Raw genomic sequence first — 21,160 nt, forward strand, 5'->3', positions numbered from 1 at the left:
GCGGAGCGATCCATGAGCGAATTCGAAGACGTCGCGTTCGGCGCAGGTCACGATCATATTTTCCTCGGCGCGGCGCACGAGCAGAACGAACGCAGGACCTGGACCGTCATCGCGCTGTGCGCGGCGATGATGGTCGCGGAGATCGTCGGCGGCACGCTGTTCGGCTCGCTCGCGCTCGTCGCGGACGGCCTGCACATGTCGACCCATGCGGGCGCGATGCTGATCGCGGCGCTCGCGTACACGTATGCGCGCCGGCACGCGAACGACGCGCATTTCGTGTTCGGCACGGGCAAGCTCGGCGACCTGGCCGGCTTCACGAGCGCGATCGTGCTCGCTATGATCGCGCTGCTCATCGCATACGAAGCGATTGCGCGGTTCCTGTCGCCCGTTCCGATCCACTTCGACGAAGCGATTCCGATCGCCGTGCTCGGCCTGCTCGTGAATCTCGCGAGCGTGTGGCTGCTGAGCGGCGATCATCATGGCCATGCGCATGGACACGACGCCCGCCATGAACACGACGACGACGAAGCGCAGGCGATCTCGACGCGCGCGGGCGTGTTCGCCGTCTCGATCTTCGAGGACGGCGTGCCGCCGGTATTCCGGATCTCGCCTGCGGCAAAACAGGCGTCCATCGGCGACTCGCGGGCGACGATCACGACGATCCGCGCCGACGGATCGCGGCAGACGTTCGCCATGGCGAATCGCGGCGACTGCCTGGAATCGATCGATACGATCCCCGAACCGCATGCGTTCACCGCGATCGTGAAATTCCACGACGCCGAGCATTCGCTTGCGTTCGTCGAGCACGAACAAGCGCACCATCACGGCCACGGCGGCACGAGCGACGCCACGTCGAGCGATCACAACATCCGGTCCGCCTATATGCACGTGATCGCGGACGCGGCCGTCTCGGTGCTCGCGATCGTCGGGCTCGTGCTCGCACGCGCGTTCGGCTGGATGTGGACGGACCCGCTCGCGGGCATCGTCGGCGCACTCGTGATCGCGAACTGGTCGTACAGCCTGCTGCGCGACACGGGGCGCATCCTCCTCGACGTCAATCCGGACGCCCGCCTCGCCGACAGCGTACGCCGCTCGATCGAAGGCAGCGGCGATCGCGTCACCGATCTGCATGTCTGGCGTCTCGGCCCCGGCCACATGAGCGCAGTCGTGTCCGTCGCAACAGGCGATCCGGCGCGCGACTCACGCTTCTATCATCAGTTGCTGAAGCGCTTCAAGAGTTTGTCTCACGTGACCGTCGAAGTGCGTTGCCGCGCCTGACGCACAAGCGGCACGGGCGCCACGGAAGTGTCGACGACATCGACGTTAGCCCGGCGCGCGACGGCTGCCCCGCCGCGCCAGGCGCTCGTTCGGACCATCGTCGCGGCGTGCGGGCGAGTGAAGCGCTTAACTCAGAATCGAGCGGCGCCCGCACAGACGACATCTCCCCCGGCGCCGCGGCTCGCCCCACGCCAGGAGGCTAGCGCCTCGCCCCCACCGAAAACCCGCGCCGATCCCATCCCGCATCGCAACGCGCCCGGATTGTGCTTACCGTTTTCGTTTGCGTGTCCTATGCTAAGACCACAAGAATCCGCTGCGTCCGGAGTCGGACCGGTTCGGCCGTCAACGAACGGGTTCAGGCGCGAAGACAACGGAAAGTAAAAAAGAGGGGACCTCTATGCGCATCAGTCGATTCATCCGCTAGTCCATTCGCATTCCTACTCATTGATCGTCGATACCGACGGTTCGCGACGCGAGCCGGCGGGTGACGTCGTGCGCACGCATGCCGGCATTCGGCAACCCCGTGCGCGCAACGCGCATCCGTCCGCCGCTCGCGAGGGCGCTTGCGCGCCCGGATAAAGCGAAGCTCTGCCGCGTTGCGCGTGCCACGCAGCCGGCGACAGCGGACAACCGTCGACGACAAGAAAAAGACGCCTCGCAACAGCGGGCGCCGCTCGCCGCGCATGCGGCGCCATTCAGCAACCGGGGGCATCAAATGGCTATCTCGCCGCGCGACGAACAGAATCGATCCGTCGATCTATGGTTCGCCTACAAAGTGCCGAAGCTCACGAAGGATACCGACAGCGACAGCGCGACCGGCTACGAATACGTGTACTACGATCGCGAAACCGGGGCCGTGCAGAAATCGCCGAATCTGATGAATGATCCGAAGGGGGCGCTGTTCTACACGCTCGATTCGATCTTCGGCGATCCGGGCAGCACGACAGGCTGGATTCTCTACAACGACGAAATGCCCGCCGATGCGAATCGTTCGAACAATGCGACGCTCGGCCATACCAAAGGCGTGATCGCCTTCGACACCGCGTCGAGCTCCGCATTGTGGCTGCTGCACTCGTGGCCGAAATACGCGGACCCGTCGGCGCCCGGCGTGCCGACGCCGCTGTACGGACAGACGTTCCTGTGCATGAGCCTCGATCTCGCGACGGCCGGCAAGCTCGCCGCGCAGATGGCGCTGCATCAGCAGCCGCAGGTCTACCTGCCGCGCACCGGCGGGCTCGATCACGCGAGCCCGCTATACGCGCTCACGCAGCCGCTCAACGCGTCCGCGCCTGGCGACTCCGACTCGCTCGATTTCGAGACGCGCGGCGGCGTGCCGTTCAAGGTAATCGCGAAGAACCGCAAATGGGGCAAGGATTTCTGGAACGACCTCGTCGGCCCAACGCTGAAAGCCGACATGTACGTCGAAACGTGGATCCGCGGCAAAATCCCGCCCATCCTCGATTCCGACGGCGTGCACAAGACCTACGACATCAAGTTCATCGACCTGCGCAAGCTGGGCGCGCCGTGGGCATGGCCCGAGACGCAGGACCACGCGAAATGGGGCATCACGACGACCGACAACTGGGTATGCGTCGGCGACATCAACCGGATGGTGACGCAGGAGAAACGCGGCGGCGGCACGATCGCCTTCCAGGACCCGAAGCTGTGGAAGGCGCTGTCCGAAACCGATCTGATCGTGCCGCCGCCCGGCAAGACCGATGCACAGGCGCGCGCACTGATCCGCAAGACTCACGAACCGGCCGAATAGCGCAGCGTCCTCAGTAGAACAAAACGTCGACGCTCACGCGCCCCCACATCGCCCAGGAGCCTTGCCATGAATGCGCATCTGCCCGACGGCGCGCTCGTACCGCTCGTACCGCTCGTCACGCGCCATACCGACATTGCAACCGCCGCGCCGCTGCGTGGCGTCACGACGCTGCCGCCCGTCGCATGGGAGCGCATCGGCCGGCGCGCGCCCGTGCGCATCGCGCCCGGCGCGCGCACGCCCGATGATCCGCTGCCGCGCGCCGACATCGTCGTGATCACGTGGACGAGCGCCGAGTGGTTCGCACTCGACCACGTGTTCGTCAACAGCGGCCACGCCGGCAACTACGACGATTACGCATGGAAGCAGGCATGGCTGCCGTACACGCGTGGCGCATCGTCGTACGCGGCGGACGCGAAATCGGGCACGCTCTGGGGGCTCTTCCAGATGGTGCGGATCGTCGACCGCTCGGAACGCCCGTGGAATGTGCTGCTCTTCAAGTCGAACACGCATCTCGCGCATTCGCCGTGGCTCGACGGCCTGTCCGCGATGCTCCGCTGCATTGTCGAGGACGCGCGCCCCGACCGCATCTACACGATCGGCACCGCAGGCGGCGCACGCCACGATCAGCGCCTCGGCGACACGGTGCTCGCGAACGCCGCGCTGCTCGAACTGCAACGCCCGCAGAACACGGCGAGCCCCGACCGCGGCAACATGTATCGCTGCCCGACGTGGTATCCGTCGACCGCGCTCGTCGGCGAAGTCCAAAGCAAGCTGCTGTTCAGGATGAGCGAAATCGTCACGCCGCAATCGCTCGCCGCGCTCTTCGACGAACTGAAGGCGCGCCATCCCGACGATCCGGGCCTGGGCGAGCTGACGCTGCCGGATCTTCTCAACGACGCGATTCGGCCCGAATGCCTGCACGCGCCGGCGATCCGCCCGCTGAAGGACACGCCGCTTCTGACGACGGATTTCTATTACATCGCGGAGGGCAACGACGCGCATGCGTACTCGTGCCTCGAAATGGACGACGCGATCATCGCCCAGCAGGCGAACCGCCTCGGCGTGCGTTTCGCTTGCGTGCGCAATATTTCCGATCCGATCGTCCGGCGCCGCACCGACCGAGGCACGCCGATCTCGGACGCCGTGCGCGCAGACTGGTCCGGCCTCATCTATTCGACGTTCGGACTGCAGACGAGCTACAACGGCGCGCTCGCGACGTGGGCGACGATAGCGGGCGAAGGTTCGGCGACCTACAACCCGAGCCGCGAGCACCGGCCCGCCGACGAAGACGATCCGCTCGAGGTGCAGCTCGCGTTCCAGGTGCGCTCGTGCGGCACGTGCTCGTTCTTCTGGCCCGCCGATCTGAAGCAGCGCGCGTATGGGCCGTATACGGCGTTCGACTTCGACGTCACCGTGCCCTATCCGGCAAGCGCGAACGGCAAGAGCGGCGCGGCGCGCTGGATCACCGGCCACACGCGGCCGCCGGCGTTCCCGAACGGCGAAGTGATCGACGGCTGCCGCAAGGCGCCCATCATGACGATCGGCATCAATCCGAATCTGACTGCATTCCTGCCGGGCCAGACGGGCGCCGCATGGTGCTATCCGGATTTCTCGTCCGACGGCGATACCGACGCATGGGCGAAATACGCGTGGTATTACCGCTATCGCACCGTCTATCAGGAGAAGCTCGATCTCGATTTCGTGCGGCGCTTCATGTTGCTCGAAGGACGCGTAAGCGCAGCGCGCGGCGGCGAGGTGACGGGCGCCGCGCGCATCGACGACAGCCCCGCGTGGTCGATCACGGTGCGCTACGACGGCGACGCAGCCGATACGACGATCGCGATCCCCGGCAAGGCCGGCGATTTCCCGTACGTGCTGCTCTTCGACACCTACCGGCCGCACAACCGCTTCGCCGCTGGCGACGTGCTCGCCGCGCGCGTGTCGGTGCCGGAAGGCATCCAGGTCGACGTGCTGCAGCAGCCGCAAAGCTATTACCTGCAGTTCGTGCCCGTGCTCGAGCGCTTCGAGCGCACGCTGCGCAACGGCGGCCATCCGGCCGCGGCGCTGCACGTCGGCGAGGACGTCTGCCAGCTCGATATGGTCGCGTGCGCGTCGCCGCACTGGAAGCCGGGCTTCCTCGGCGGCAGCGAAGCGAGCGTCGCGACGATCGTCGACAACTGCGTGAGCCGCAACGCATGGGCGATCAAGCAGATGGTGCAGACGCGGCCCGCCGTGCTCTACATCGTCAGCGAATCGAGCTGGAACATGTTCCATTCGGTGTTCGGCGCGCATGTGCGGCGCGATCCGCCACTGTCGCCGCATCCCGCCGACAAGGATTACACGCTGCTGAAGGAAACGACCGATCCCGCGCATCCGGCCTATGTCGAGTTCGACGTGACGATCGGCGGCGTGCGCTACTTCAATCGCACACGCCTCGTCATCACGCCGCACTTCTCGTACAACAGTTTCTTCCTGCAGCAATACCGGATGAGCCCGCACGACTGGCAGGCGTTCGGTGCGGCCCAGCCGCAATGCGTCGCGGCGCTCACGCCGCAGAACGGCTTCACACTCGTGCCGCCGACGCAGGAGTACCCGGACGATTATGTCGCGATCCAGTTGCCCGCCGACGCGAATGCGGCGAATGCGGCGCGCGCATGGCTCGCGAGCCAGTTCCCCGACGCGTCCCGCACGCTCGATGCGTACTTCGTCGACGCGCATGCGTCGATGGCTTCGGTGCTCGACGAGCTCTACGCGAAACGCGCGCTCACGTGGCATGACGCCGACGGCGGCGGCTATCTGTCGCGCACCGAAGGCTCGTGCCGGTTCTGCGTGAATCGTCACTGGCAATTCCCGAACGAATGCCGCTACGACAAGACGCATGAACCCCAGCCGCCCACCGGCTTTCTCGCCAGGGTCGCGCAGCATCTCGTCGCCACCGGCAGGCCCGCTGCATCGGAGGCCAAGTCCGCGGCCAAGTCGGACGCCACGACAGGAGCACCGCAATGAGCACGAACGATCTGCCGCAGGACATGCGCGTCGCACCGGATTCGGTGCGGGTATGGCGGGGGTTCCGGCTGCCGTCGCTCGGCCTCGATCAATTCATGAGCAAGCTCGGCACGGTGTTCGTGCCGGCCACCGTGAAGATGCAGATCGATGCGGGCCTGCGCGCATATGCGCCGACGGTGCCGGCGGGCCTGCCCGGCAAGCCCGCGTCCGTGCCGGACGAGACCGCGATCCTGTTCTGGGCGTCGCCCGCGACGTACTGGAACGGCTTCACGCGGCTCGCGGTGCGCACGTATACGCTGACGCACAACGGCGTCTACCTGACGCAGGACAATCAGAGCCGCGCCGATTTTCCGGTCCGCTTCGACGATACGCTCGCCGTCGATCAGCCCGTCTATCTGTACGACGCGCCCGCCGACTGGATGCACGGTGCGATCCGCCATCTCGTCGCGGCGCGGCCCTCCGCCGCCGATCCCGCGTCGTTTCGCTCGGCCATCGCCAAAGCGCTCGCCGATATTCAGAAGAACGTACCGCTTGCCGGCGCGCTCGCATGCGCGGGCAACGACTATGTCGTCTACTGGGAGCTCGGCCCCGTCGCGGCCGGCGCCGCGCAGCCGCCGAGCGGCGTGCCGCGCCTGCAGGCCGTGCTGACCGACTGGAGCGAAACCTTCGCGCCCGCGCCGACGTTCCTGCCGATCGGACTCTGGGACGAATGGGCCGGCATGGACGTGCGCTCGGGAAGCAGCTTCAACATGCAATTCGCACGCGAGGTCAGCCGATGAACACGCCGCAGGAGTCTTTCCCGGTCGCGCCGAACGCCGTCTACGTGTGGCGCGGCTTCCGGTCGCCCGCGCTCGATTACGAGCATTTCGCGCAGTTTCTCGGCAGCGTGTTCGTGCCCGCTTGCGTGCTTCTGCAACCGCCCGTCGGACTGCGCGCCTATCTGCCGACGATGATGCCGCAAGCCGGCAAGCCGCCCGCCGTCCCCGACCAGACCGCGCTGATGTTCTGGGCGACGCCCGCGTCGCACGATCGCGCGACCAAGGCGATCGCGGCGCGGATCTATCAGAACCTGCACGGCGACGTCTACGACATGACGCGCAGCAAGCTGCCCGAAGTGCCCGTTGCGCTCGAACCGCACGCCGATGCGCTCGTCGCCGAGCAGCCGTATTTCCTCATCGATCGCCTCGCGGACTGGATGTTCGGCAGCACGAAGCACTTCGTCGGCGCAAGGCGCGCGAATCTTCGGGCGTCGGATTTTCTCGCGGCCGTACACGTGTGGGCGGCGTCTTTTCAGGTCGAGCCGCCCGACGGCGTAGACGGCGCGCTCGTGTGCTGCGGAGACGATTATGTGGCTGCGTGGATACACAGCGCGTATCCGCAACCGCGCTCCTTCCCGGCGCTCGATCAGCTCGCGGCGCTGACGACGCCCGTGCTGCGGATGGCGCCGCGCCCGCTCACGCTGCCGGCCGGACTCTGGGACGACTGGCCGGGTCTCGACCTCACGCGCGACACGTGCATCAACTTGCAGTTCCCCCGGCCGCGCACGTCTCGCGCCGCGCCGCGCGAACCGGAGGCATGAATGATTTCGATCGAACACTTCGAGGTTCCGCACCTGGCGTTGTGGAAGTCGTGCGTCGCGCAAGTGCTCGCGCACGCGCTCGGCGTCGAGCATCGTCCGTCCGCCGGCATCGACGCCGACCACCCGCTGATGCGCGCGACCGACCGCTATTGCCGCGCGATGCTCGACAACCAGCCGCTCGATGCGCCTCCCGCCGATAGCGACGACGAGGCAGCGGTGCAAGCCTACCTGTCGTATCTGCATCACCGCCGCGCGCACGCGCGCATCGCCGACGATGCGCAGATCGAACGCGACGTCGAACATCAGACGCAGCAGTACAAATTCGGCAATCCGCTGTGGCAGCAGATGTACGTCCAGTATTTCGAGTACTACTGGCAATATCCGTATCACAAGGGCGGCGAGCCGCAGTACCGCTCATGGCAGGCCGCCGACGCCGGCAAGGGCGACTTGCGCTACGGCGTGATCGAATGGAAGCTGCCGGCGCGGGCGCGCGTCGCGATCGTCGGCGACATCGGTACGGGCACCGACGTCGCGGCGGCCGTCCTCGTCGCCGCGTTGAAATTCGCGCCCGACGCAATCCTGCATCTCGGCGACGTCTATTTCTCCGGCACGCGCTTCGAAACCGATCATCGGCTGGTCGGCCTCGTGCGCGACGTGCTGCGCGGCGGCAAGCGGCGCGTGCCGTTCTTCACCGTGCCCGGCAATCACGAGTATTTCACGGGCGCGGTGTCGTTCCTGCATGCGCTCGATTCGGGCCAGCTCGTCGACAGTCCCGCGCAGCGGCAGCAGGCAAGCTATTTCTGCCTGCGCACCGCGGACGACGGCTGGCAGTTCCTCGGCCTCGACACCGGCTATCACGGGCATTACATGAATGTCGCCGCGTCGGCGCAGCAGGCGACGCTCGAGCGGCTGCACATTGGCAAGGTCGAGACGGCGGGCGCCGGCGCGAGCCCGCACTGGCCGACCGACAGGAATCCGTACTTTCAGCACACGCCGCTTGCCGATCTGCCGACGCGCGACACGACGTCGCCCGTCGACCAGGTAAGCGTGCGCGCCGACGAAGCGGTATGGCATCTCGACAAGCTGACGAACTTCCCCGGTCGCTCGGTCCTGCTGTCGCACCATCAGCTCTACTCGGCGCTCGACGTGTGCGGCATCGCGCAGCGCCGCGACGCATCCGGCGCGCCCGATCCCGCCGATTTCAATCGCGAATGGGTCAACACCGGGCTCTGGCGGCAATTCGGCCCGACGTTCGGCGACCGCGTGGCCGCGTGGATCTGGGGTCATGAGCACAACCTCGGCATCTTCGCGGATGCGTATCGCCCGTCCGATTGGCCGGCCGACGGCGACGAGGCGACGCGCATCTTCAAGACGCTGCCGAAAGGCCGCTGCGCAGGACACAGCGCGATTCCCGTTCAGGCGAACGAAGCGCCTTACGCGCAAAAGTATCCGGTGCCGCTGAAGCAGGCGGAGCTGCAGCTCGATCTGATCGACGGCTGGTACAACCGCGGCTTCCAGATCCTCGAGCTCGCGGGTGCAGGCAAGCCGGCCCGGCTGAGCTACTTCCAGGTCGCGGGAGCGGACCCGACGCCGCTGCCGCTGTTCGTCGAATCGATTTCATGAGCGGTCGGCAGCGCCTGGACGCCGTTCGCGCCCGGCCCGCCGGTCACCGGCCGTTCGATCGCAAAGGAGCGAACATGAGCAGCCTCTATTCGATTCACCCCGATTCGGGGTCCGAAAAAATCGCGCTGAAACGCGTGTGGGATGGCGACGGCCCGCTCGCGGGCGGCTACACGAGCTTCGTCGCGCTGCCGCGCGCCGGCGGGCCCGATCTGATCGCCTACAACAAGGCCACGCAGAGGACCGACGTCTATGCGCTCGGCGACGCCGCGCCGTGGATCAATCCTGTCGATTCGAAGATCGAACTCGCCGGCGGGCCGTGGGACAGCGTCGCGTCGTTCGCGCTCGGCAACGTGCCGTATCTGCTTACGTATCGCGCCGACGACGGCACGTTCGGCTTCTTCGCGCTCGGCGCCGATCGGAGCGCGTCTCCGCCGTACACGTTTGCGCTGCCGCGCAACACCCCGACGCGCGGCTTCACGAACGTCGCGCCGTTCACGTCGCTCGGCCAGCAATACATCCTCGGCTACGACTTCAACACGGGGCGCGTCGCGAACTTCAGCGTCGCCGTGACGCCTTCGTCGGCGGACGGCGTGCCGCCGCTGCTCGCGCTGAACGTCTGGTATCACGAGTGGGCGAAGGGCTGGACGCAGTTCTCGTTCTTCCAGCTCGGCGGCGCGAACTTCTTTTTCAAGATCAACACGGCGAAGCTCAACGTCAACATCGATCACATCCAGGACAATCCGGCGCTCGGCACGGTCGAGGTCGGCAGCTACCTGCAAGGCCAGCTTCCGGACGCGCTGAAGATCACGAATGCGGCATGCGTGCCGTGGGCGCACGGCGAGCCAACGCTCATCACGTACATCGCCTCGGACGGCGCGACGGCCGTCTATCGGATTCACGCGAACTGCCTCGGCTGGACGCGCATCGGCGCCGCGACGACGGTCGCGGGCGCGTCGCACGTCGTGCCGTATCGCGCCGGCAACGCGTCGTATGCGCTGTTCTATCGAGGCTGAACGATCGATCGAGGAACCTGCGATGAACCCGAACACTGTCCCCCCGGCTGCGCGCGACGTCGCGTGGATCAAGCGCGCGTTGCAAGCCGCGATCGAGCTCGAATACTCGACGCTGCCGCTGTATCTGTCCGCGATGTTTTCGCTGGAAGTCCAGAACTACACCGCATACAACGCGATCCGCAGCATCGCGATGGAAGAAATGGTGCACATGGCCATCGCGTCGAATCTGCTCGCCGCGCTCGGCGGTTCGCCGCAATTCCAGTCGATCCGGATCGCATATCCGACGACGGGGCTGCCGGGCGGCGCGGAGCCGGATCTGCACGTCGGTCTCGCGCGCTATTCGAAGCCGCAACTGAAAAACTTCCTGCGCATCGAGACGCCCGCCTTCCTGCTGCGCCAGTTGGGCCGCGGCGACGGCTACCCGACGATCGCCGCGTTCTACGAGAGCATACGTGATGCCGTCGAGCGCAACGCGGACGCAGTGCGCGCGGCGGTGCAGGCGGGCGGCCCGGCGAACCAGGTCGGCGACGACATCGGCTTCACGACCGTCACGTACACGCCGGGCGTCGATCCCGTCGACTCGTTCCATGCGGGCATCGACGAAATTCTTCAGCAGGGCGAAGGTTCCGGGCGCGGCGACGTGTTCGCCGGCAATCCGTTCGAGGACGAAGAGTCGCACTACGCGCGCTTCGCCGAGCTCTATTACGGCGCGCGCTACCAGGCGCCGTCACCGCCCGTCGATTTCAATCCGAAGAACGAGCCGCTTTTCTTCGGCGGTGCGGCGATCGCGGCGCCCGTCGTGATCAACACGCTCGCCGTGCCGGGCGACGGCTACGCGAGGATTCTCGCGCTCGATCCCGACCGCAGCACGGTGGAAAACGATCTGAACGCGTTCGACAACGGCTTTTCGGCGATCCTGTCGGCGCTCGACGCTGTATGGAACGGCCCGTCTGCTGCTTCGTGGAAGACGCTCGGCGGGGCCGTGCACGGGATGGTCGACCTGCGCGTGCTGTCGTGCTTCAACATCATGCGCCATCCGGTGCCGGCCGCCGCCGTCGCGCAACTCGCCGAGCTGTATCCGGACGAAATCGGCTACCTGCGCACTTACACCGATCTGTCGAAACCCGTGTTTTACGGTCCGAGATTCGTCAACGTGAATGGCAAGCAGGCGTCGTGAGCAGTCCGCACGACGACGGGCGTTGGGCGGCGCGCGCAAAGCGCGCCGCTCCTTTGTATTCGAGTTTGCGTGTGCGAGCGTTCAGGTCCTGTAGCCGTCGTCGCGACGCTCTAGCTTGCGAAGCAACGCCGGCCACACGAACGCGCCACCGAGTCCGCCCGTCTGCACGGACGCCGCTTCGGCACTCGTCGCGACGATCTCGGGCGGTATCTCGATCAACTCGCCGCCATTCTGCGCGGCAAGCTGAATCTGGCACGCGGTCTCGAACAGATACATCGCGAGAAATGCGTCCGCGATCGTCGGACCGACCGTCAGCAAGCCATGATTGCGCAGCATCAGGAACGTCGCGCGCCCGAGATCGGCCTGCAAGCGCGGCTTCTCGTCATCTCTGAGCGCAACGCCTTCGTAATCGTGATACGCGAGCGACGGCAGCACGAACGTCGATTGCTGGGAAATCGCCCGCATGCCGCCGCGCTGCGCGCTGACGGCCACGCCCGCCCGCGTATGCGTGTGCAGCACGCATTGCACGTCTTCGCGCGCGGCGTGCACCGCACTGTGAATCACGAAGCCCGCGCGGTTCACCGGGTAAGGAGAATCGCCGACCTTGTTGCCGGCCGGATCGACCTTCACGAGCGACGACGCGGTGATCTCCTCGAACATCATTCCATACGGGTTGATCAGAAAATGGTGATCGGGGCCGGGCACGCGCGCCGAAATGTGCGTGAAGATCAGATCGTCCCAGCCGTGCATCGCGACGAGGCGATAGCACGCCGCCAGGTCGCAGCGGAGTTTCCATTCGGCCGGATCGATGCCGGCGGCGGATGCGGTGCTCATGAAGGCTTCCTTTCGTTGCGGCCGACTGCCGGTGCAGTCGCTTTCGATGCAATGGGGCGCGCGTGCGTCACGCGTTGGGGTCGCGACGCCGACGCGCCGCCGCGGTGGAGCCGCACGCCACCCTACCAGTTTCGCGCGCCGGTGTGCATTAGGATTGCCAGCTCTCTCCCTCATCGGCAGTCGCTTCAAACGTTTGAAACGGGATGGAACGCGCGCGGCAAAACGGCGGCATAATCACGGGCGATGCCACCGAAACGAAACGAACCGTCGCCGATCCGCAACGGCGCACGCCCGAAGCCGACGCGACACGCCTGCCTCGATGCCCTCCTTCGCGAGATCCGCGCGTGCACCGTCTGCGCGCCGCATCTTCCGTGCGGGCCGCGGCCGGTCGTGCGCGCCGATCCGCGTGCGCGCATCCTGATCGTTGGTCAGGCGCCCGGCGCGCGCGTCCATGCATCCGGCATCCCGTGGGATGACGCGAGCGGCAAACGGTTGAGGGAGTGGCTGAACGTCGACGACGCGACGTTCTACGACGAATCGCTGTTTGCGATCGTCCCGATGGGATTCTGCTATCCGGGGCGCGGCGCGAGCGGCGACAATCCGCCACGTCCGGAATGCGCGCCGCTTTGGCTCGACAAGCTGCTTGGCGAACTGCCCGACATCCGGCTCACGCTGCTGATCGGCCAGTATGCGCAACGCCGCTTCCTCGGCGCGCGCCGCAAACCTTCGTTGACCGAAACGGTGCGCGCGTGGTCCGAGTACGCACCGGAATTCATTCCGCTTCCGCATCCATCGCCGCGCAATCAGGGCTGGCTCAAGCAGCATCCCTGGTTCGACGCCGAGGTGCTGCCCGCGCTGCGCGGCAAAGTGGCCGAACTGCTGCTGCCGACGCGAGGCCGCCGGCGGACGAAGCGCTGATCGTCCGAAAACGCCCGGTTCGTTCGTGTTCCGAATCGTCGCTGCAAACGGCTTCGCCGCGAGCGACCCGCCCGTGTCGAAGCCCCGGTCAGGCGGCGCGCGCCTCGCACGCCGCCCCGTGCCCGCGCGCTTCCCGTCAGGCCGGAAGCAGCGGCACCGTCACGCTCGTTCCGGCCGGATCGAGCGTGAGCTCGGTGCCGGGCGTCGGCCGCAGCGTCGCCTCGTTGTCGCTCGACAGCACGACGAGCCCGAGCCGGTGGCCCGCTTCGAGCTTGTAGTCGCGCGGCATGAATGTCAGGCGCAAGTCGTACGGCATGCCGGGCAGCACCGGCTCCGAGAACCAGCTCGACAGACGGTTGCGCGGGTCCGTCCATGCACGGGTGACGATCGTCGCACTGCCGTCCGGCGCGCGATCGATCAGCAGCGCGGTCACGTTCGCGGTCGCCGAGAACGTCAGACGCACGCGCGCGGTCGCAGTGCCCGAGATCCGCGTCGCGCTTGCGACGGGCGTCGTCTCGAAGCGGCTGCGATGCTCGCCCGTGTTCGCGTTCGCGAGCGTGAGCGCCATGATCCTCGCATCGTCGGTGAACTTCGCGAGCGGGCCGCCCGCCGGCTCGGCCAGCAGCGTGCCGGTGCTCGCGCCGTCGCCGCCCGCGAAATACGTGACGGACGATGCGCCGCGCGCGGGCCAGCTCGCCTCCTTCAGCAGCGTGCCGTCCGCCTGCTCGATCACCGAGCCCGGGCTGCGCTCGACGCCGTTGTCGTAGCCGAGCAGATAGCGCGTGAACCAGCGGTTCACCTGCTCGGTCCACGCGTTGGCCATCGCGGGCACGCGAGTCGGATCGGTGTGGCGCGCGCGGTGCAGCCACAATTGCGCGGGCACGCCCTGGCGCCGCATGGCGAGATACCACGATGTCGACTGATCGGTTCTGACGTTGTCGTCGGCAAGCCCCTGCGCGACGAGCGCGGGCGCGACCGCGAGCGCGCTCGGAATCTCGCGCGCCGCCCAGAACGCCGAATAGTCGCCCGTCTTGCGATCCTCCTTCTGCAATGCCTCATCGATCAGATGCGTGCAGCGCTCCGGATGCGGGTTCGTCAGCAGCGCCTTGATGTAGACGTCGACATCCTCGCCCTGATAGCCGTCGGGCGCGCGCACGAGCCCGCCCGACCGGTAGTAGCCGTACATGTCCGTCAGCCCGGCGACCGGCACGATCGCATCGAGCCCGCGCGTGCGCAGGCTCGCGACCATCTTCGGCAGCGTGCCGTCGTACGATACGCCGTACATGCCGACGTGCCCCGTCGACCAGGTCGCGACGGCCGGCTTGCCATTCGCGTCCTTCGCGGCCGCGCCGCGCCCGAGCCAGCGGATCACCGACGCCATCGCCACCGATTCGTCGCGCGTCAGGATCGTCGGGCAGCCGTCCGAGCCGGCCGTGCCGAGCGAATCCGCGTACACGACCGTGAAGCCGCGCGGCACGAAATAGCCCTCGATCCACGAGCGCCCCGCGGCGGCCGCGTCGACCTGCTGCCAGATCCGCGTCTGCGGCGCGGCGGCCATGATTCGTGCGGACACCGAAGCAGCCGGATGCGGCGTGCCGTCGAGCTCGACGTCGACGTTGTGGTTCGGGCTGTCGGCAAGCCCGTTGTAGTAGGGACTCGCGAGCACGATGACGGGCGTGCGCGCGCCCGACGCGGTTTCGGACGGACGCACGATGCGCACGTGAATCCGGTCCTTCGCGCCGTCGCCGTCGGAATCGACGGGCGTCTCGACCCACGCCTCCTCGGAGATCGTGCCGCCCGACAGCGACGGCTGCACCTGCCCGTTCTGGATCACGGGCCGATAGCGGCCGCCGCTCGACAGACTGGCATACGCCACGCCGGACGGCGAGAAGCGCGCCGCGAGCTGCTGTGTGCCGGCCGCGGACGGCGCGGCCCCCTCCTGCTGGACCTGAGCGAGCGCGGACGCACCCGGGATGCCTGCGCCGTCGTCGCCGCCGCAAGCGGCAAGCGTCGCGGCGGCGGCGAGTACGGCAATCCAGGCGCGACGCGGTTCGGTTCGATGAAGTCTCATTGTTGTCCTTGTTTCGATGATCGTCTGGGAACGGTCATCCCGTGCGGGATGGCGTCGTGTTGAACATGCCGGCGGGCGCTGCCGGCCGCATCGCGCGTATCGTCGCCCTCACGAAATCGGGCGCGTCCGCGACGCGATGCTTCGACGCCGCCGGCCATGCTGCGACGGCGGCGTCGCTATGCGGGCGTTGCAAGGGAAAGCGCGTCGCACATCGATGCGCCGCGCCGATGCCCGCATCCCGCATGACGGACATCGGCGCGCGCGAACGCGAAACCTCCCTGCCGCAACGCCCGCGTTCGCTCACTGCGCAGCGGCGTCGACCGCGTTGCCCGCGTCGAGCAGCCCTGCGCCGCAAGTGCTCGTCGAGCAGTTCGATCCGCTCGCGAACGGGCGCGCGCTCGATTGCAGCCGCTGCAAGACCTGCGAAGGCGACAGCGTCGAATTGACCGCGAGCATCAGCGCGACCGTGCCCGCGACGTGCGGCGTCGCCATGCTCGTGCCGTTGTAGCTCGCGTAGCTGTCCGCCCCCGGCGACGTCTTGCCTGCATTGAGCGTCGACAGAATGCCGACGCCCGGCGCGGCGATCTTCACGGCGGCGCCGTAGTTGCTGAAGCTCGCGCGCACGCCGTTGCTGTCGATCGCGCCGACCGCGATCACGCCCTGACAATTCGCCGGCTGCGTCGTCGACACCGGGCCGCCGTTGTTGCCCGCCGCCACGACGACGCTCGCGCCGCGCGACGCGATCTCGTTGATCGCGTTCTGGTAGGTCGAGCTGCACGTGCGGCCGTATCCGCCGAGGCTCAGGTTCAGCACCTTCGCCGGATTCGGATTCGACGGCACGCCCGGCACCGCGAGGCCCACCGCCCAGCGCATGCCGTCGACGATGTCGCTCAGCATCCCGCCGCACTTGCCGAGCACGCGCACGGGCAGCACCTTGCCGACCCACGAGATGCCCGCGACGCCGACGCCGTTGTTCGTCACCGCGCCGATCGTGCCCGCGACGTGCGTGCCGTGCCACGAGCTGTTGCTCGCGCCGCAACCGTAGAACGGACCGCTCGGATCGCTGTCCTCCTGCGCGGTGACCCAGTCGCCGGGGTCCGATGCGTCGCTGTCGCGGCCGTTGCCGTCGTTCGCGGTCGGGACGTCGGAGATGAAGTCGTAGCCGGGCAGCAGGTTGGCGGCGAGATCCGCGTGCGGGCGATAGCCGGTATCGATGACGCCGACGACGATGCGCGCGGACCCGGTCGTGCGATCCCATGCCTTCGGCAGATTCGCGCCGGCTGTCGGATTGAAGTAGCCCCACTGCTCGGGATAGCGCGTGTCGTTCGGCACGACGAACGCATGCATCCGCGCATCGGGCTCCGCATATTCGATCGCACCGTCCGCCGCGAAATCGCGCGCGAGCCCCTCGGCTTCCGCGAGCGGCACGCGGCGCCGCAGCGCCAGCACGGTCGCGCCGCCCGACATGTCGCGCTTGATGCGAATGCCCGCGGCGGGATCGCCCGGATTGCCGGGCGCGGATGCGGCGGCCGCGCCGAATGCGCGCCCCGCCGCGCGCGCATTGCGTGCGGCCAGCACGCGATCGATGACCGCCTGGACGTCCGCTTGCGCGGCCTTCGCGGCCGGCGCACCGGACAACGTCTTCGCGGCGCGCAGCTTGACGATCAACTGATCGACCGCATCGGCGGGCCCCGGAACCCAAGGCGCGGCTGTGGTTTCCGCTCGCGCGACCGAAGCGAGACTTGCCAGTGCGGCGCACAGCACGGTCATCCTAATAGAAGTAGTACGAATCAATATTGACATGCCCATACTCCCCCAAACGGAATGGAACGGAATGAGTCCACGATGTTGTGCTGTCGCTGCTTGCTTCGCTGCGCTGCCGGCAAGAAAGGACACGCCGCGCCGATGCGAACGACGTAACTTGGCTGGACGACGTGTTGCCGACAAACCGATCGCGGTCGACCGAACCGTCCGGCTGCGCGAGCCGGACGGTTCGTCTTCCGTCAGATCTGCGTCATGGGAACGAGCGGAACGGTGACCCGCTCCGTCTGCCCCACCCTCTCAGGTTCTTTTTGCCGCGTTTGTATTTATCAGTACATCTTTGCGACTCGTCAGGCCCGCATCAAGCATTCGCCGTGTCGTTCGACGACGGCGAACTCGGATTACATTCTTGTTTCTCGATGTCGACACGAGATCACGAGCAGCGTGCAAGCGGCGGATCGGCAGACCCGCCGGCACCGGCCATCGTCAGCAGAGTCGCCCGCCTGTCCACGTTGCGGCGCTTGCGCCGCCCGGTCTCGTTTCTTTCCAGAAGCTTGCACAAAACTTATCTCGCTGAAATCCTCATGTCAAACATTTTTAGCTAATATCAAAAAAAGTTTCATCTCAATTACCCGGCGGAGAATCGCTTTCCGCGTCCGGGCAAAAACAACCATCATGTCGAATGCGGACGCCGGCTCCACGCTGCGCCGTTTCTCCATGCCGCCGATCTCGTAGAAGAAAGTAGCGGCTGCGCAAGAAAATGCTGTTTGAAAGCGTAAGGGCGAGAGATTTTCAGGCGCCAAATCGAGCGGGACGGTCCACAAGGTTTTGTGCACAGCAGCTATTTCAGGTCGAATATCCCCAAACCTTATAAGGAATACTGTCACTCACTTGCGTGCGTTGCTCGTGACGCCCGGCACTTTTCATTGCATGCAAGCGTATCGTATTTCTTCGATTTTCCCGGTTGCAGCCGCGCCTTTCGTTTTTTGCTCCCCCGCCTCGCGCGTCGCACGCCATCTGACGAAGCGTGTCGGCACACGTCGGTTTCTCTCTTCGACATCGAGGCGTCGAATCGATTGCTGTCGCATCCGCATGACATGTTTGTTACGCTCAACCGACGCAGGCGTCCATCGTACGTCGTCGTCAGCGCAAGCGACGTGACAAACGCAAACGACGACGCACCACGGCACGTTGCATCATCGATGCATCACCGGGCGCCCGCACGCCCTCACCTCTGCGCATCGCACGTCCATGTCACGGATCGGTTCTCGGATGTGACGTTTTATCGCTGCATTTGCCGGCAAAAAAAACGATATCCGAATCGCACGTTTAATCACGGAAACCGAAATGTTGAACTGTGAACGACACACATTCTCAAAGAAAATTTAACGAGTTCTTAAAGAGTTTGAAATGAAGGTCCTCATCGTAGAAGACGAGCCGAAGACGGGCATGTATCTGAAGCGCGGGCTCACCGAAGCAGGCTTCGTCTGCGACTGGACCCAGGATGGCATCAGCGGTCTGCACCAGTTGCAGACGGAGAACTACGATCTCGCGATCCTCGACGTGATGCTGCCCGGCTGCGACGGCTGGACGGTCGTGCGCGAGCTGCGCAGAACGCACCGCACGCCGGTGCTGTTCCTCACCGCGCGCGATCACGTCGACGATCGCGTGAAGGGCCTCGAGCTCGGCGGAGACGACTATCTCGCGAAACCGTTCGATTTCGCCGAGCTGCTCGCGCGCGTGCGCTCGCTGCTGCGGCGCGGCCAGGCGACCGATGCGCCGGTGCTGCGCGTCGCGAATCTCGAGCTCGATCTCATCCAGCGCAAGGCCCGCCGCCAGGGCAACACGATCCTGCTCACCGCGAAGGAATTTCTGCTGCTGTGGCTGCTGATGCGCCGGCGGGGCGAGATCCTGCCGCGCTCGCTGATCGCATCGCAGATCTGGGACATCAACTTCGACAGCGATTCGAACGTCGTCGACGCGGCGATCAAGCGCGTGCGCGCGAAGGTCGATCAGGACTACGAGCCCAAGCTGATCCACACGGTGCGCGGAATGGGCTACGTCCTCGAGCAGCGAGGCGAGCCGTGCGAATCGTGCGCATGATGCGTCGCCTCGCGCCGCGCACGATGCGCGCGCGGCTTGCGATCAAGTTCGCGCTGTCCACGTCGGTGCTGCTCGCGATCAGCGGCCTGCTGCTGTACGAAACGCTCACGCGCACGCTCGCGTATTCGTCGGAGCGCGCGATGGAGACGACGCTCGCCGGCGTCGTCGCACACATCGACGAGGCGCGCAGCATCGCCGAGCTGCGCGAGAAGGGAACCAAGTTCTACTACTCGTTCCATAGCGACGAAAAGGTCGACTTCGCGATCTACGACGCACAGGGCACCGCATGCATGCAAAGCGGCTGGTACGTGCCATACGGCGGCGTGCGGCAGGCGAGACCCGGCCTCGATCCCGCGATCGTCGACGACAAGCGCAACGCAAGGCGCTATCTCGTGGCCAACGCGCGCCTCACCGGCAATCCGGGCTTGCCGCTGCGCGTCGCGGTTCAGTACGACTTCCGTCGCGAGCAGTCGCTGCTGCGAACGTGCGCGATCAGCATCGTCGCGATCATTCTTGTCGGCACCGCCGTCGCGGCAACCGTCGCTTACTGGATCGCCGCTTACGCGCTCATGCCGCTACGCCGCTTCGCCGCGCAGGCCGATCAGATCTCGAGCAGCCGTCTCGCGCAGCCGCTGGCCGAAACGGAAATGGCAGGCGAGCTCAGAGAGCTCGCGGTGTCGTTCAACCGGATGCTCGTGCGGCTCAATGCTTCATTCACGCGGCTGAAGGAATACTCGTCCGACCTCGCGCACGACATCCGCACGCCGCTCACCAATCTGCTCGCCGAAGCACAGGTCGCGCTGTCGCAGCGGCGGTCGGTCGACGAGTATCGTCAGGTGATCGAATCGAGCGTCGAGGAATATCAGCGGCTCGCGAGGATGGTCGACGACATGCTGTTCCTCGCACGCGCCGACGGCCATCAGAACAAGCTCGACATCGAGCCGATCGACGCCTATGAGATGGCCGATCGGCTCGTCCGCTACTACGAGACCGTCGCCGAGGATCGCGGCATCGGGATCGCGGTCGAAGGCCAGGCGAGCTTCAGCGGCGATTCGATCCTCGTGCAGCGGGCGCTGAGCAATCTGCTGTCCAACGCGATCCGTCATGCGCCCGATCACTCGACGGTCGTCGTCCGCTGCGAGCAGTCGGAGCGGGACGTCGTGATCGCCGTGACCGACACCGGCCGCGGGATCGAAGCCGTGCATCTGCCGCGGATCTTCGATCGCTTCTATCGCGTCGATCCTTCGCGATACGATTCGGCCTCGGGCACCGGGCTCGGGCTCGCGATCGTGCGCTCGATCATGACCGAGCACGGCGGCGATTGCCGGGTCGCAAGCATGCCGAACGTCTTCACGACGTTCTTCCTGCGCTTTCCTCGTGAGCACGTGACCGACGGTGGCGATTGCGCGCCGTCTGGCCATGATTCGCGTTGGCATCTCGAACAGACTTGAGTCATGTCGCGAACCATTTTAAATTCGAATGCGGCTTTTTCATCAAAATGACAAAAACATCATAGCGAAGTCACGTTGCCGGAGGGCCCCCTGTTCAAAATGTCAATCATCGAATTCCCCCTTCTGGATTCGATATTGATATGGAGAACGTATGAAAGCCACCTTCCTCACTGCCGCCCTCGCCGCCGCGCTCGTTTCGCCTGCGGCATTCGCGGACGCACCGGCCGGCAAGACGCGCGCCCAGGTCTACCAGGAACTGGTCGAGGCCAAGGCCAACGGGCTCGACTACGTGACCGACGCGTCTTATCCGGAAATCTCGCCGCTCTACGCGCCGCGCTTCGCGAACAAGGCCAAGCCGCAGCAACCCACGCACGCGGTCGCCGATACGCGCGGCGCCGCAGAGGCGGGTACGTCTGGCATGTCCGAAGCGGCTCAGGACGAGCGCTGCGTCGGCCCGCGCACGTTCTGCAACCCGTATGCCGGGTCCTGAGCGTCATGGTTGCGTCCCGCGTGATCGCGGATCAAACGTCCGGCAGGTCGTCTTATGACGCCTGCCGCTTTTTGTCGTTCGGCAATGC

The 21,160-nt window shown here is 66.2% G+C and carries 16 protein-coding genes; 12 read left to right on the forward strand and 4 right to left on the reverse strand.

What is annotated here, in order from left to right; translation table 11 throughout:
* The first annotated feature begins 12 nt into the window (after nt 1–12).
* From dmeF to WS92_RS01875, 8 genes are all read left to right on the forward strand, one after another.
* Nucleotides 13–1,278 carry a CDF family Co(II)/Ni(II) efflux transporter DmeF gene (dmeF, locus tag WS92_RS01840; protein ID WP_059932915.1) on the forward strand — a complete coding sequence of 422 codons (1,266 nt, stop codon included), beginning with the start codon at nt 13–15 and terminating at the stop codon, nt 1,276–1,278.
* Nucleotides 1,279–1,993: 715 nt separating this feature from the next.
* Entirely contained in the window at nt 1,994–3,046 is a 1,053-nt protein-coding gene (locus WS92_RS01845; protein ID WP_006028100.1) for a deoxyribonuclease II family protein, read from the forward strand.
* Between the two features lie 66 nt (nt 3,047–3,112).
* A complete protein-coding gene (locus WS92_RS01850; protein ID WP_059932917.1) occupies nt 3,113–6,052 on the forward strand; it encodes a phosphorylase family protein in 2,940 nt (979 codons plus the stop codon).
* Complete coding sequence (locus WS92_RS01855) at nt 6,049–6,831, forward strand: hypothetical protein (protein WP_015602892.1); 783 nt, start codon at nt 6,049–6,051, stop codon at nt 6,829–6,831. Before WS92_RS01850 ends, WS92_RS01855 begins: the two co-directional genes overlap by 4 nt.
* Nucleotides 6,828–7,631: a hypothetical protein gene (locus WS92_RS01860; protein WP_059932919.1), complete on the forward strand. Its 804-nt coding sequence runs from the start codon at nt 6,828–6,830 to the stop codon at nt 7,629–7,631. The genes WS92_RS01855 and WS92_RS01860 overlap by 4 nt, the downstream gene beginning before the upstream one ends.
* Entirely contained in the window at nt 7,632–9,254 is a 1,623-nt protein-coding gene (locus WS92_RS01865) for a metallophosphoesterase family protein (RefSeq protein ID WP_059932921.1), read from the forward strand.
* A gap of 74 nt (nt 9,255–9,328) precedes the next feature.
* Nucleotides 9,329–10,267, forward strand: a complete 939-nt coding sequence (locus tag WS92_RS01870; protein WP_015602660.1) for a hypothetical protein — start codon at nt 9,329–9,331, stop codon at nt 10,265–10,267.
* A gap of 22 nt (nt 10,268–10,289) precedes the next feature.
* Nucleotides 10,290–11,444 (forward strand): ferritin-like domain-containing protein, encoded by a 1,155-nt coding sequence (locus tag WS92_RS01875; RefSeq protein WP_059932923.1) that lies wholly within the window; start codon nt 10,290–10,292, stop codon nt 11,442–11,444.
* Between the two features lie 81 nt (nt 11,445–11,525).
* Here the strand turns inward: WS92_RS01875 and WS92_RS01880 are convergent, their stop codons facing one another.
* Nucleotides 11,526–12,278, reverse strand: coding sequence for a class II aldolase/adducin family protein (locus tag WS92_RS01880; RefSeq protein ID WP_006028107.1), 753 nt, complete (start codon nt 12,276–12,278; stop codon nt 11,526–11,528).
* Nucleotides 12,279–12,521: 243 nt separating this feature from the next.
* On the opposite strand from WS92_RS01880, the gene WS92_RS01885 reads away from it, so the two are divergent.
* Complete coding sequence (locus WS92_RS01885; protein ID WP_059932925.1) at nt 12,522–13,196, forward strand: uracil-DNA glycosylase family protein; 675 nt, start codon at nt 12,522–12,524, stop codon at nt 13,194–13,196.
* A 136-nt stretch (nt 13,197–13,332) separates the two neighbouring features.
* Here the strand turns inward: WS92_RS01885 and WS92_RS01890 are convergent, their stop codons facing one another.
* From WS92_RS01890 to WS92_RS34120, 3 genes are all read right to left on the reverse strand, one after another.
* Nucleotides 13,333–15,267 carry a Xaa-Pro dipeptidyl-peptidase gene (locus WS92_RS01890; RefSeq protein ID WP_059932927.1) on the reverse strand — a complete coding sequence of 645 codons (1,935 nt, stop codon included), beginning with the start codon at nt 15,265–15,267 and terminating at the stop codon, nt 13,333–13,335.
* 300 nt (nt 15,268–15,567) lie between these two features.
* Complete coding sequence (locus tag WS92_RS01900) at nt 15,568–17,070, reverse strand: S8 family peptidase (RefSeq protein ID WP_082743803.1); 1,503 nt, start codon at nt 17,068–17,070, stop codon at nt 15,568–15,570.
* 545 nt (nt 17,071–17,615) lie between these two features.
* Entirely contained in the window at nt 17,616–17,915 is a 300-nt protein-coding gene (locus WS92_RS34120; protein WP_138110307.1) for a hypothetical protein, read from the reverse strand.
* A 523-nt stretch (nt 17,916–18,438) separates the two neighbouring features.
* Here WS92_RS34120 and WS92_RS01910 point away from each other — a divergent pair.
* The 3 genes from WS92_RS01910 to WS92_RS01920 all read left to right on the forward strand — a co-directional run bounded on the left by WS92_RS01910 (nt 18,439) and on the right by WS92_RS01920 (nt 21,072).
* A complete protein-coding gene (locus WS92_RS01910; RefSeq protein WP_006028121.1) occupies nt 18,439–19,131 on the forward strand; it encodes a heavy metal response regulator transcription factor in 693 nt (230 codons plus the stop codon).
* Nucleotides 19,128–20,582, forward strand: a complete 1,455-nt coding sequence (locus WS92_RS01915; RefSeq protein WP_059932936.1) for a heavy metal sensor histidine kinase — start codon at nt 19,128–19,130, stop codon at nt 20,580–20,582. Before WS92_RS01910 ends, WS92_RS01915 begins: the two co-directional genes overlap by 4 nt.
* 151 nt (nt 20,583–20,733) lie before the next feature.
* Nucleotides 20,734–21,072, forward strand: a complete 339-nt coding sequence (locus WS92_RS01920; protein WP_015603925.1) for a DUF4148 domain-containing protein — start codon at nt 20,734–20,736, stop codon at nt 21,070–21,072.
* Nucleotides 21,073–21,160 lie beyond the last annotated feature (88 nt).

The organism is Burkholderia sp. MSMB1588 (assembly GCF_001546925.1).
Taxonomy (GTDB): domain Bacteria; phylum Pseudomonadota; class Gammaproteobacteria; order Burkholderiales; family Burkholderiaceae; genus Burkholderia; species Burkholderia humptydooensis.